A 13,197-nucleotide genomic window follows, 5' to 3' on the forward strand; every position below is an offset into this window, starting at 1 on the left:
GCGCGAGCATGGTACCGTCAGTTTCGTGAAATCGCTCTCACTGCTGCCGTTTACAACGTCGAACAAGCCGTCAAACAGTGAAACCCGCTTCCCTCTGCGGATTCAATGAAGCCGTAGTAAACCCAATTCGCTCCGATCGCGACCACCACTGAAGTTCACTATATATCCGTAATTACCGGATCAGATACTTCAGTTTCGACTCCATTTTGATAGAAGAATCTGTATCACCAACTACTGTTAAGGCCCTCGAATGGCTGACTTACAGAAGATACTTTGTGTTGTTGTCTGGATTTTGTGCATGAACCGCCGCACCCTTCTCACGTCGGTGGGTGTGATCGGCGTCTCGGGTCTTGCTGGGTGTTCTCAGTTTCGTAATGGCGATGTCCCTGCTGGGAGTCTCCAATTGGAGAATCGGGATGATCTCCCGCACAACATCGGATTTCGGTCGTAGACGTTGGCGCTGAAGATGAGACGACAGCAGATGGCTACAGCGTCTCCGGGAACGTAACAATCCCGCCTCAGAAACGAACATTGACGGCCTCTTCGTCAGTCGCTCCCGGCGAAACACAGAGGTTTGAGGATATCTTCACGGAAGCAGTGAACTACTTAGTTGAGTTCATGCTTGATGGCACCACGCCCGAGAAAGGTGGGCGCGTTCCATTCAACCCATCACCCTCTGGAGGACAATACAACAGTATTGTAGGTGTCGTAGACTCGTCTGGCGATGTTTCGTTGGTTATCCATGCGACAGACAATGCAGGTAACTTCAACCTCAACTGAGTGATTTGCCCTATCATGATTTTGATGGAGTCTGTGAGAGGTTCGCGCCTTGTCTTTAGTACCGTTCTACTAGCATTATCGGTAGCTGAGAGAAAATCCTGCATGATACGGTCTAGTTGTGAGTATTTGAGAAGCAAGCAGGTTGTAGTGAGTGATGCTCATGATACGAGTAAACCTACTCAGAGAGAGTATAAACATGAATAATGATGGGATTTTTGCAGAGTTTTCATTCTCAATTCACTATGAGATGTTTTCGTCAAGCCCCAAATTGGTGAATAAACATCACATCAAATTTTAGTGGATTCGTGTTATCCCTCCGTATATCTGAGTGTATAATTTCTAATAATATTTTCAGATCTAGAGAGAGTTGCTTCAGTACTGTCTTCGAGAACGTGAGTCACAGAGAGGAAACAGAATTGGTTGATGGATAACAACTGTTTAGTGGTGAGGTCGAATTTCCCGATAGAGAACAGCCGTGTACTTTCTCGAAATCATCTAGGACTTCTATTTCTGTGCACCTCCTTTACAATAGTATGCCTGTAATCAATCCGTAAGTGGCCGTCGAGCCAGTGCTCAATACTAGCGTGTGCACAGTGGAAGAATTGTTGGTGTTCGGTCGATTCGAACCGTTTTCGGACGGTATATGCGTTAATTGGTGTCTTGTCACAGTAGATCACAACTCATATCCAGGCCTTCAAGAGACCATCGTTGCAACCCGATCAAGGTATTTACTCTGCGGTGAATGTTTTTCTATTACAGAACGTAATTCTGTATAGTGGTTACTACTGGATATGGGTGTTCTATAGTCTCAGTCGAGATAGCCTCTCTTCGAGTTCAGAAGTGAGGAGAGTGGATGGGACGAAAGGAGTCGAGTTCGGAACCAGTTGACGAACGTACAGCGGTATCGAACCACAGGCAGGGTCCGGAGCACGCCCGTCGGAACGACGAACCGAGTTCATAGTCGCTTCTCGGAAGCGTTCTGAAACCCCAGGACGCCGACAAGGAGTTCAATTCAGCGAACCCAGTCAGAAAGTCAAGTAACGACGGCTCCAACCGGTGTACTGCTGAGATCGCTCACCGAATGGAGACGGCGGCAACTGTCGCCGGCGGCAACGCTGCGGTGAGCGTTCCGTCGCTGTCGACCGAGATTGCGAGATCATCGGCGGTGAACTCGTCGGCGTTATCGGGACCCACTTCGAGTTCGGGCTCCTGATCGGCGAACAGGATCTCGGCCGTGACAGCCCCTTCGTCTAGGGTCGTGCCTTCGAAGGAGAGATCGATGTCGTGTGCGCTGCGACAGTCGAGGTTCGTGAGGGTGACGTATGTGCCGTCGTAACCGGTCGAAGAAGAGGCGCCGATCAGCGGCAGTTCACGGTCGTCGTCGACCTCGCGCGCCGGCGTCGACACGGTAGTCCGGACAGCGTCGTTACCCTTGTGAGGGGCATAGAGATCAAAAACGCGGTAGGTTGGCCGAGCCCAGGCGTTGTCTGCGTCGGTCTCGACGAGACACTGGAGAACGTTGACGGTCTGGGCGATGTTCGTCATCGTAACAACATCGCTGTTGTCGTTAAAGATATCGAGCACGGCCGCCGCCGAGAGCGCGTCGAGAACGGTTCCCGGCTGTTCGAGGCCGTTATCCGCGGTCGCTTCGGGGTGCCAAGCACCCCACTCATCGATGATGACGCCGATGTCGCGGGTCGTGGCGACGGCGTTGATCGCACCGGCCATCCGCTCGATATGGCGCTCCATCTCGAGCGCATCCGCGAGGAAGCGATCGTACTTGTCCTCGTCGGCCTCAGCGACGGTCATCGTCCGCCCGTAGTAGTGGTGCAACGTAAGGTGATCGAGCGGGAACTCCGCTCCCCACGGCGAGCCGTTTACCTCCTCTAAGAAGCGGCGATTCCACTCGTGGCCCTCGAAGCCGCAGGCGATCAGTTCGAAATCGTGATCGAGCAGCAAGTTGTCCATAGTTCCGACGTAGGTTGCAAACCGCCGGTACTCGCGGGCGTACTGCTCGGGAGTCATCTGGCCGCCACAGCCCCAATTCTCGTTACCGATGCCCCAGTAGCGGACACCGTAGGGTTCTTCGTGGCCGTTCCCGCGCCGGCGGTCGGCCAGTTCCGTGTCACCATCGTAGTTGCAGTACTCGACCCAGTCGGTGGCCTCCTGGGGATCGCCTGAACCGACGTTCGCTGCGAGGTACGGCTCGGTACCGATGCGCTCGCAGAGTTCGAGGAACTCGTCGGTCCCGAACGCGTTCGACTCTTCAGGCGTCTCCTCGGGGCCTTGCGCCCAAAAGAGGTTGCGACGGCGTGGCCGCTCTTCTCGCGGACCGATGCCGTCTTCCCAGTGGTAGTCGTCGGCGAAACAGCCGCCGGGCCACCGCAGCACGGGCAAGTCGAGTTCAGCGAGCAGGGAGACGGTGTCCTCGCGGAACCCGCTCTCGTCGGCGCGGTCGCTGTGCCAGATGCCGTCGTAGATGCAACGACCGAGGTGTTCGGCGAAGTGACCGTGCACTTCGGGAGCGATTCGATCGATAGTCGCCTCAGTATGCACCGTTATGTGTGCGTCTGTCATGCACGAGTGCTGTGTGTTCCCGACGGGACCATAAGTGATACGGTTACCGACACGTATCGCGGATAGTTCATCCCTTCCGGTAGTCCGTATAAGCCGGTATATCACCGAAAAGATGCTCTGTTCGTCGGTTTCGGGTGGGAAACAGACAAATACAGATATATTAAAACACATCCATTCGGAATATTTTCGAAAAGCATATATATTATCATTCAGTTTGATGACGTGTGCCAACACATGACGATGGACCGCCGACGCCGAGCGGCGACTCGGGCGATCCGCTGAACTCGAGTTCATCCGGGCGGCGGCGGTTCCTACAGATGACGAGTATCACGGGCCTGGCCAGCCTGGCAGGCTGTACGGGCTATATCGGGGCATCACGTGATGGCGTCGAATACTGGACGCTTTTCGGCGGCGGTGACGGTACCGTGATGGCAGCGATCGTCGACGAGATAAACGCGGGCGATTCGTACGACGGACTACAGATAAACAGACAACGAGTGCCCTGGGAGGAACACTACGGCCGCCTGTACACGTCGATGGTCGGGGGAAATCCGCCGGATATTGCCGTGATGCACTCCCGAATGATGCGGGACTATCAGGATAGTCTCGTGTCCGTCACCGACGAGATTGGTACCGAGCCGTACCTCGACGAAATGGCCCAGGGTGGGGTCGTCGACGGCGAACAACTCGCCGTGCCGATCGATACGCACCCCTTCGGGCTTTACTACAACAAGGAAATCTTCGAGGAGGCCGGACTGGATCCGGAGGATCCTCCGAACACGCCGGATCGGTTCGCCGAGGTTGCTGATACGATCGTCGAGAATACGGACTACTGGGCGTTAGATTTTCCTGAGGGAGAATACGCCGCCGAAACGATGCAGATGCTGTTACACAGCCGCGGCGGGCAGCTCCTGACGGACGACTACGAACCCGCCTTCGAGACTGACGACGGCCTGGCGGTCGTCCGGGAGATGCACGACTGGGTGCACGAGCGCGAGTGGGCACCTGTGGATCCGACAAACGGCTGGGACGCGTGGAATCGCGGCGAAGTCGGCATGAAAATCGAGGGGACGTGGCACATCACCGTCGTCCGCGAGGCGGGGTTCGAGTTCGGATTAACCGAGCCGTTCGTCATGCCGGACGCGGACGATCCGGTCACGGTTGGGGATAGCCACATGTTGATTATTCCACAGAGCGACGATCGAAACCGGGAGCGACTCGAGGAGACGATCGAGACCGTCCGTTTACTCTCGCAGCGATTCAACGACCAGTGGGGATACGACGCCGGTCATCTTCCGGCCAGCGAGGTCGCACTCAACAGTGATACGCTCCGGGAATCGGATACCTGGGAGCAGACACTCGAGACGTTTTACGGGATGGTCGAAGAGGAGCAGGTCGTTCGACCACCCGCGACCCCGAACGTCGAAGAGTACACCGAACAGATCTATCAGCCGCTCGATGACATGCGCGCCGGCAATCTGACGCCAGAGGAAGTCATCGAAACCGCCGCGGGGGGCGTCACACAGACATTCGAGAGGAGATAATATGGGACAAGCAAACCGACAACGAGACGCAAACGCAAATGGATCGACGCTTGTCGACCTCTCGAAGTCGTCGACCCGCGAGTGGATTGCCGGATCCGCGTTCGCACTCCCGTACCTCCTGATCGCCGGGACGTTCCTGTTCGGACCGTTACTCCTTGCGTTGTACATGAGTCTGTACGACTGGAACGCGCTCGATCCGGCTCAGTCGCAGTTCCTTGGGCTGGAGAACTATCGGATTCTGCTCTCGGATCCTGACTTCTGGAACGCGCTGTGGAATACCGTCTACTTTGTCGTCCTGACGGTGCCGCCAATCGTTGTCGGCTCGTTATTGCTGGCGCTCGGCGTCAACCGCGAGGTCAGGGGACAGTGGCTGTTGCGGACGGTTTTCTTCAGTCCGTACGTGCTAACCGTCGCCGTGGTCGGGTTGCTGTGGACCGAACTGTTCAACGCCTCGGGACTCGTCTCGTACTACCTCGGTGGCGGTAACTGGCTGACCTCCCACGATCTCGCGATGCCGGCGATCGCTATTGCAACCATCTGGTGGCAGCTCGCGTTTAATTTCATCATCCTGCTGGCCGCGCGCCAGAACGTTTCGGATCGGCTCTACGAGGCGGCAAAGCTAGACGGCGCGAGCAGTTGGCGGATGATGCGCGATATCACGATCCCGCAGATGCAGAACCCGCTCGTCTTCGTCGTCATCGTGACGTTCGTCAATTCGTTCCAGGTGTTCGGCCAGCCGTTCATCATGACCGACGGCGGCCCGTCGTTCTCGACGACGACCATCGTGTTGTACCTGTACGACACCGCCTTTACCGGCCGCCAGTTCGGCTACGCCGCAGCGGTCGGGTACGTGTTGTTCATGATCCTGATCGCCGTCTCCGCGACCAGTTACTACTTCCTTGGAGGTGACGACTGATGAGTACGAGATCCCGAACTCGAGCTCTGCTCGACGACGTGTCGCTTACCAGCGACCGACTCCGCACAATTGGACTCTACGCCGCCCTCTACGGGACGGCGTTCCTGTTCATGCTTCCCTACTGGTACATGTTCGCCACGTCGTTCATGACGCGAGACCTGGTCTACGCCGAAGTGCCCCACCTGATCCCGTGGGACCTCACGTTTTACTGGTACGAGTATCTGCTCAACAATTCGTTGATCGTCCAGTGGACGGCCAACACGGTCATTCTGGCCGGAATCACGACGCTCGTCGTGATTCTGATCGACGCGATGATTGCGTACTCGCTGACCCGGCTCGACTGGCCGGGCCGCCGTGCGATCTTCGCGATCATCGTAGCCAGTTTCATGGTACCCGGAATCGTCAATCTCGTGCCGGTGTACATCATCGTGAGCGAACTCGGGCTGGTCAACTCCGTTTGGGGTGTTGTCCTTCCGAGCGCTGCCAACCCGCTCGGCGTGTTTATGCTCGTCCAGTTCTTCAAGGATATCCCCGAGGAGCTAGAGGAGGCGGCCCGGCTCGACGGGTTCTCGCGGCTCCGCGTGTTCACGCACATCGTATTGCCGTTGATGCGGTCGGCGCTTGCGGCGCTCGGTCTGTTCATCTTCATCTGGACGTGGAACGCCTTCGTCTGGCCGCTGCTCATCTTCCAGGATGATTCGATGTATACGCTTCCGATCGGGCTGGTGACGCTGCAGGATAACCTGGGCATAACAGAGCCGGGCGTGATCATGACCTCGGCTGTGGTCGCTTCGGTACCGCTTCTGTTGGTATTCCTGGTGATGCAGAAACCCCTCGTTCGAGCCGTCGAAATGCAGGGGACGACGAAGTGATCATGTCAGGAACACAAACGCCCCAGCAGTCGGAAACGACAGCGCGTACGGCATCACAGAGTTCAGGTGTGGATCCGTTGTACGCCGCATGTCGGGGAACCACTCGGTTCGTCTGGGACCACCTCGTCTCGGTGATCGGAATTAGCCTCGCCTGGTTCCTCGCGTCGCTACCAATCGTGACGATCGGACCGGCGACGGTCGGCGCGTATCGCGCGGTGCTGTTGCTGCGCGAGGACGGCGCAGATCGCGTCGACTGCGAGGCGGTCGCCACGACCGTCCGTCGCCAGTTCGTCCACGCAACGCTGCTCGCGCTCGTTCCGCTGGCGCTGCTCGCAGTCGCGACAAATTATACGCTCGCGTTCCTCGCCACCGGAACGGTCGCGGCGGGACTTCTCGCGCTCTGCTGTACGTACGTGGGCCTGTACGCCGGACTCGTACTGGTTCCGACGCTGCTCGAGTTGGCCGCGGGTACGTCCGCGACCGCCGCGTTGGCGGCTGGTTATCGCTGGACGGCCTCCCATCCCGTCGGCGCGGTTTCCCTCGGCATCGTGACGGGTACTCTGTTTCTCGTCACGGTGTTATTGACCGTCGCCGTCGCCCTGCTGTTCGCCGGCGTCGCATTCGGGCTTCACGCCGAGTTCATCGCCAGCGTTGCCGAGCCCGCCGAATCGAACCGCGATCGCCACGACGAACGCACGATAGTCACATCATGAGTCGTAATACAGCCACCGGACATTCGCGCACCGCCACCCCGACGACGGGTGAACAGACACACCGGGTCGTTTTCCCGGTTCAACGGAGGATCCACTATGGCTAACACGGACGAGACGACCGCAGCGGTAACGTTCGACGACGTTCGAAAGGTGTACAGCGACTACTTCGTCGCCGTCGACGAGTTCAACGCCCACATCGATGACGGGGAGTTCATCACCGTCGTTGGGCCGTCCGGGTCAGGGAAATCGACGCTGCTCCGGATGATTGCCGGTCTCGAGACGATTACCGCCGGCGACATTCGGATCGGCGACGAGAGCATCGCGGGAGTCGAGCCCCAAGACCGGGGCATCGCGATGGTGTTCCAGAATTACGCGCTGTATCCACACATGTCCGTCCAGAAGAACATGGCCTACGGGCTCCGGCTGACGACGGATCTGGCCGACGACGAGATCGAGCAACGGGTCCGCGAGACAGCCGACATGATGGGGATCGAGGACGAACTCGACAGCAAGCCGAGCGAACTCTCGGGCGGCCAGCAACAGCGCGTCGCGACGGGTCGGGCGATCGTCCGCGATCCGAAGATCTTCCTGATGGACGAGCCGCTGTCGAACCTCGACGCGAAACTCAAGGTTCACATGCGGACCGAACTCCAGCGGTTGCAGGAAGAACTCGGGACGACGACGATCTACGTCACCCACGACCAACACGAGGCGCTGACGATGAGCGATCGGATTATCGTCCTGGACGAGGGTGAACTCCAGCAGTTCGCGACCCCCGACGAGGTGTACAACAACCCAGCGAATCGGTTCGTTGCGGACTTCATTGGGAGCCCCGCGATGAACTTCTTCGAGGTCGTCTCGAACGGATCGACGCTCGTCGGCGACGGGTTCGAGTACGAGATCCCTGCACGGATCGCAGACGAAATCGACGGGACTGCTAGTGATGACCTCGAACTGGGAATCCGCCCCGAGGATATCACCTACGATGCGACCGGCACCAATACGATCCAGGCGACCGTCGAGGTGGTCGAAGTCGCGGGCAGCGACAACTTCGTCTACCTCGACATTGAGGGGACTGAGTGTCGCGTTCGAGTGCCCGGCGACGTAAAGCCGGCTATCGGCGAGCATGTCGCTCTCGCGTTTGATCCCGCAGATATCCATCTCTTCGACGAGCGAAGCGGCGAGAACCTGTTGGCCGACCTGCGGACAACCGAGCCAGGAACCACCGAAGCCGATACCGGCGCTGACGCCGCAGCGCCGGAGCAGGAGACCGAAGAAGTCGCGTGAGGAATCTCGCTCGTCTCTCGAGAGCGTGAGAAAGTGCCGTAATGGTGAACCCGCTCGGGTGTCCGGGCCGGGATAGCGGACCCGTCGGGGAAGCCCCACAGCAGTTTGTCGTCTAGCTGCGGCAACTGTTCTTTCCGAAATGTATAACCAATAACTATTGTTAGATTGGAGATGGTTTAAGTTGATATGGTTGAGAATGACAACCACTCGGAAGCGCATCGTTCGATGAGACGGAGACGGTATCTCGGCATTCAGGCCGTAGTTGCGGCCGGTCTAGCGGCCGGCGGTGGACTAGTAACAGGTAGCGATACCGCGAATGCCGACCGAAAAGCCGTCAACGAGGACCAGGTCGACAATGGCGTCCCGACCGATTCGTTCACGACGACGGTCACGATGGATGCCGACGAACGCGGTGAGCGAGCGGTACCGGAGACGCTGTTCGGACGGTTCGCCGAGCACTACGGCGCACACGAGAGCTATCCCGGGATCTACGCGGAACACGTCACGAATACGTCGTTCGTCGCCTGGGGACAGGTTCAACCGGATCACGTCTCCCACGTATACGGGTTCGACGAAGTCGGACGGTACGATGGACTTCCATTTCCCTGGGAACCGGTCGGCAACGCCGCGTTCGAGCGACCAGCGGAGGGCGGCGTGCGTGGTCTCGGGACGTGGGAATCCGACGGTGGGTGGCCGATCGTCGACCAAGAGCCCCGGAACAAACACCAGCGAGTCGTCCTTGACGACGCGACCGGCGGAGTCAAACAGCGGCTCGTGCTCCCCGACTGGCGGACGCTCACGTATGAGTTCGCGCTCTCGACCCGCACCGAGGGTATCGACGCGCTCACAGTTCGACTGACAGCACCCGACGGCGACGTGCTCGCGAGTACGACAGTCGAGACCCTCACTAGCGAATGGACGCGCTACGATGAACTCGAATTAGCGCTCACAGACCGTAGCGGGAGCCAACTCGCCGGCGGCGCTCTCGACGATATCGCTTCCCCCTACGGCGAGTACGTCCTCGAAATCGACGCCGAGGAGACGGGTCACGTCGATCTGGACTGGATCTCGCTGCTCCCCGCGGACGCGGTCAATAGGAAGTTCAACCCGACGACGATCGACCTGATGGACGACCGGAACGTCTCCTTGCTAAAGTGGCCGGCGGGAACGTCACCAGTACCTACAAGTGGGAAAACGGGATCGGCCCGTCGAGGAGCGGCCGATCAGGCCGAACGTTGTGTGGAACGGTCTCGATCCGAACCTCATGGGAACCGCGGAGTACGTCGAGTTCTGCGAGCTCACCGGCGTCGAACCGACGATCACGGTCGGCGTGACTGTCGAGGATACCGACCGCGAGTTCCAGCCGCCGGAAGCGATCACGCCCACGGACGCCGCGAACTGGGTCGAGTACTGCAACGGGTCGACGGACACCGAGTACGGCACGCTTCGAGCCGAGCACGGCTACAAGGAGCCGTTCGACGTGAAGGTGTGGGAGATCGGCAACGAGGTCTAGGGCGGCTGGCAGGCCGGCGGCACCCACGACCCGGCGCAGTTCGCCGAGCGTGCGACCGAATTCGCACTTCGGCTTCGCGTTCCGTCGCGGTGCGAGGACGTGTCGGTTCGCGTTAACGGCGAGGCGGTTTCGAGGACACTCGGTGGCAACAATGCAGACGGGAACGGCGAGCGTTCGGACGACGGGTATCTCGTCATCGATCGCGAGTGGGACGGCGATCGAGTCGAGATCACTTTCGAATTGCCCGTCGTCCCGGTCCAAGCACACCCTTCCGTCGCGGTCGACGCCGGACGGGTCGCGCTCACGCGCGGCCCGCTGGTCTACTGTCTCGAAGGCGTCGATCACGACCGTCCGCTCCACCAGTACCGGATCGAGACCGATGCTGAGACCGAATCGAACTTCAACGCCGACTACCGAGACGCCCTCCTCGACGGCGTCGTCACCGTCACCGCCGCCGCGACGGTCCCCAAGCTCGAGGGGTGGGACGGGCAACTGTACCGGCCGGCCGCGGAGCCGACACGAAGCCGAGAATCGGTTACCGCCATCCCATACTACGCGTGGGACAACCGTGCTCCCGGCGAGTTGCGCGTCTGGCTCCGCAAGTGCTGATCAACGAACGCGACTTCCTCGCGACGGTCGAGGCGACAACCTCCTCGACGCTAACGACGCCTACCGAGTACACGCACAACTCCGCGACCGAGCGGTTCGAAGTGATATGACCGAAACGCGTAAATTCGGCCTCGTAGATGAGTCCTCTATGACTGTGACAGCCGCTGTTATCGGCACCGGTACCGAGCCGGAGAATCCAGGTCGGGACGGCTATGCGATGGCGTACCACCATGCGAGGGGGTACGATGCAACCGAGAACTGCGAACTCGTCGCCTGTGCGGACATCGTTCACGCGAACGCCGAAGCGTTTGCCGACGAGTTCGGACTTCGAAGCGACCGCGTTTTCGAGGCCTACGACGCAATGCTTGCGGCCGTCGAACCCGACATCGTCTCCGTCTGCGTCCCGCCCGCCGTCCACGCACCGATCGTACTCGATTGCGTGCGATCGGGGGTCGTCGACGCCGTTCACTGCGAAAAGCCGATGGCCGAAACGTACGGCGACGCTCGTCTGATGGTTCAGGAGGCCGTCCGTCACGATGTCCAGCTCACGTTCAACCACCAGCGCCGTTTCAGCGACGCGGTCCGAACGGCGAAGGAACTGCTTGCGGACGGCGAAATCGGCCGTCTCGAGCGCGTCGAGTTCGCGGCACCGGTCGGCATCTTCGACTACGGTTCGCACTCCTTCGACCTCTGTAACTACTTCGTCGACGAGACCGCCGGCGAGTGGGTCATGGCACAGATCGATTACCGCGAGGAGAACGTCCAGTTCGGCTCGCACAACGAGAACCAAGCCGTCGTCTGCTGGGAGTACGAGAACGACGTCTCCGGACTCGGAACAAGCGACAGCAACCGCGAGGGGAGGGGTCCCATGGAGATGGTCGGCTGTCATAACCAACTATGCGGCACCGAGGGAACGATCGAGATCGGACCGTCCGACGATACGGACGAACCGCTTCGAATCCGCCGCGCCGAAGACGCGTCATGGCAGATCGTCGACGTTGACGACGATCTCCACGACTGGGTCCTCGTCCACCGCGCGATCGCCGACGCCGTCGACTGTCTCGAAACGCGGACCGAACCTGAACTCGGCGCACAAAACGCATTGAACGCGACCGAGCTCATCTTCGCCGCCTGGGAATCTTCGCGCCGGCGTGGGCGCGTCGATCTGCCGCTCGAAATCGATGATAATCCTCTCGAGGCAATGGTCGAGAGTGGCGCGCTAACACCCCAATCCAATGAAGATGATTCCAGGGACGGAGATGGAATGCGGGCACAAACGGAGGGAGAGTAACGTGGCGGCCCTTCCCGTCTCGGTCTGTCTCGAGATGGTCTACGACGATGAACCGTTTCACGAACGGGTCGCCCGCGCCGCCGACGCGGGTGCCGACGCCGTTGAGTTCTGGGACTGGCGGGAGAAAGACCTCGACGCGATCGCAGCCGCGGCCGACGAGCACGGCCTGGCGCTCGCCACCTGTACCGCAGGTGGAACGCTCACCGATCCCGACCGGTCGAGCGCCGCGGTCGAGACCATCCGCGAGTCGATCGAGACGGCAGCCGACTACGGCATCGAGGCGCTCATCGCGACGACCGGTCCCGAGCAGGCAGCGTACGGACGAGAGATCCAACACGAGACCGTCGTCGATGTGCTCTCGCGGGTCGCCCCGGCCGCCGAACGAGCGGGCGTGACGATCGCGCTCGAACCCCTGAACACGGCGATCGATCATCCGGAGTACTTCCTCTCGTCCTCCCAGGAGGGATTCGAAATCGTCGACGCGGTCGACTCCCCGGCGGTGGCGCTGCTGTACGACACATACCACCAACAGATCACCGAGGGAAACGTCATTCACACGCTCACAGACGGCATCAAGCGCGTCGGTCACGTTCACATCGCCGACGTTCCAGGTCGCCACGAACCAGGGACCGGTGAACTCGATTACGCAACCGTACTCGAAGCGCTTTCAGCAGCCGGTTACGACGGGTATATCGGCTGCGAGTTCACGCCGACCGGAGATTCCGACGATGCGATGGCTGCCGTCGATTCCCGTCTCCCAGAGTCGTCCTCGTGATCGAACGAGAATATATCGCGATTACGATTAGGTAGCTTACCAGAATCGATCCGCGGTTCGATGACAGGGTGATATTCTCTGGATATCGATGATTTATGTGAGTTATTTAAACATAATATACTACGCTCTTGGGTAGAGGATTGTTGGTCACGATTCAGCGGTAGCTGAAAGTCGTAGCAGGCAAGGGTGGCGCAGTCGCGCCACCCGACGAAGCACGATTCCACTCAAGACGTTCGTCTCGGAGCGTCGTGCCGCGAACCTGCTGGCACAGGTTCGCTGGCGTGACGGCGTCTATTGCCCACGCTGCCGTGGCGAATCCG

11 protein-coding genes are annotated in these 13,197 nt (G+C 59.5%); 10 read left to right on the forward strand and 1 reads right to left on the reverse strand.

Features of this window, described 5'->3' with window-relative positions; translation table 11 throughout:
• Positions 1 to 1,854: 1,854 nt before the first annotated feature.
• A complete protein-coding gene (locus C484_RS18345) occupies positions 1,855 to 3,357 on the reverse strand; it encodes an alpha-N-arabinofuranosidase (RefSeq protein ID WP_006827390.1) in 1,503 nt (500 codons plus the stop codon).
• 224 nt (positions 3,358 to 3,581) lie between these two features.
• Here C484_RS18345 and C484_RS18350 point away from each other — a divergent pair, with 224 nt between their 5' ends.
• The 10 genes from C484_RS18350 to C484_RS23260 form a co-directional block, all read left to right on the forward strand.
• The gene (locus C484_RS18350; protein ID WP_152422758.1) at positions 3,582 to 4,901 is read left to right on the forward strand and encodes an extracellular solute-binding protein; all 1,320 of its coding nucleotides are present in this window, start codon (positions 3,582 to 3,584) and stop codon (positions 4,899 to 4,901) included.
• A gap of 1 nt (position 4,902) precedes the next feature.
• Positions 4,903 to 5,817 carry a carbohydrate ABC transporter permease gene (locus tag C484_RS18355; RefSeq protein ID WP_006827392.1) on the forward strand — a complete coding sequence of 305 codons (915 nt, stop codon included), beginning with the start codon at positions 4,903 to 4,905 and terminating at the stop codon, positions 5,815 to 5,817.
• Complete coding sequence (locus tag C484_RS18360) at positions 5,817 to 6,689, forward strand: carbohydrate ABC transporter permease (protein WP_006827393.1); 873 nt, start codon at positions 5,817 to 5,819, stop codon at positions 6,687 to 6,689. The genes C484_RS18355 and C484_RS18360 overlap by 1 nt, the downstream gene beginning before the upstream one ends.
• A gap of 2 nt (positions 6,690 to 6,691) precedes the next feature.
• Positions 6,692 to 7,402 carry a DUF624 domain-containing protein gene (locus C484_RS18365; protein WP_239641015.1) on the forward strand — a complete coding sequence of 237 codons (711 nt, stop codon included), beginning with the start codon at positions 6,692 to 6,694 and terminating at the stop codon, positions 7,400 to 7,402.
• A 96-nt stretch (positions 7,403 to 7,498) separates the two neighbouring features.
• A complete protein-coding gene (locus C484_RS18370; RefSeq protein WP_006827395.1) occupies positions 7,499 to 8,689 on the forward strand; it encodes an ABC transporter ATP-binding protein in 1,191 nt (396 codons plus the stop codon).
• Positions 8,690 to 8,875: 186 nt separating this feature from the next.
• Positions 8,876 to 10,318 (forward strand): hypothetical protein, encoded by a 1,443-nt coding sequence (locus C484_RS23255; RefSeq protein ID WP_152422759.1) that lies wholly within the window; start codon positions 8,876 to 8,878, stop codon positions 10,316 to 10,318.
• Positions 10,302 to 10,811 (forward strand): beta-L-arabinofuranosidase domain-containing protein, encoded by a 510-nt coding sequence (locus C484_RS18385; protein ID WP_006827396.1) that lies wholly within the window; start codon positions 10,302 to 10,304, stop codon positions 10,809 to 10,811. Before C484_RS23255 ends, C484_RS18385 begins: the two co-directional genes overlap by 17 nt.
• Positions 10,812 to 10,959: 148 nt before the next feature.
• On the forward strand, positions 10,960 to 12,102 hold the full coding sequence (locus C484_RS18390; RefSeq protein ID WP_049915704.1) for a Gfo/Idh/MocA family protein: 1,143 nt from the start codon (positions 10,960 to 10,962) through the stop codon (positions 12,100 to 12,102).
• A 34-nt stretch (positions 12,103 to 12,136) separates the two neighbouring features.
• Complete coding sequence (locus C484_RS18395) at positions 12,137 to 12,877, forward strand: hydroxypyruvate isomerase family protein (RefSeq protein ID WP_049915706.1); 741 nt, start codon at positions 12,137 to 12,139, stop codon at positions 12,875 to 12,877.
• Positions 12,878 to 13,094: 217 nt separating this feature from the next.
• Positions 13,095 to 13,197: transposase (locus C484_RS23260; protein WP_193364819.1), on the forward strand; the 103-nt coding region annotated here is incomplete at its 3' end.

This window comes from Natrialba taiwanensis DSM 12281 (assembly GCF_000337595.1).
Classification (GTDB): domain Archaea; phylum Halobacteriota; class Halobacteria; order Halobacteriales; family Natrialbaceae; genus Natrialba; species Natrialba taiwanensis.

Coding starts and splice junctions, on each gene's coding strand:
- C484_RS18345 (WP_006827390.1), bottom strand. CDS start 3,357: ATGACAGACGCACACATAACGGTGCATACTGAGGCGACTATCGATCGA.
- C484_RS18355 (WP_006827392.1), top strand. CDS start 4,903: ATGGGACAAGCAAACCGACAACGAGACGCAAACGCAAATGGATCGACG.
- C484_RS18360 (WP_006827393.1), top strand. CDS start 5,817: ATGAGTACGAGATCCCGAACTCGAGCTCTGCTCGACGACGTGTCGCTT.
- C484_RS18365 (WP_239641015.1), top strand. CDS start 6,692: ATGTCAGGAACACAAACGCCCCAGCAGTCGGAAACGACAGCGCGTACG.
- C484_RS18370 (WP_006827395.1), top strand. CDS start 7,499: ATGGCTAACACGGACGAGACGACCGCAGCGGTAACGTTCGACGACGTT.
- C484_RS23255 (WP_152422759.1), top strand. CDS start 8,876: ATGGTTGAGAATGACAACCACTCGGAAGCGCATCGTTCGATGAGACGG.
- C484_RS18390 (WP_049915704.1), top strand. CDS start 10,960: ATGACTGTGACAGCCGCTGTTATCGGCACCGGTACCGAGCCGGAGAAT.
- C484_RS18395 (WP_049915706.1), top strand. CDS start 12,137: ATGGTCTACGACGATGAACCGTTTCACGAACGGGTCGCCCGCGCCGCC.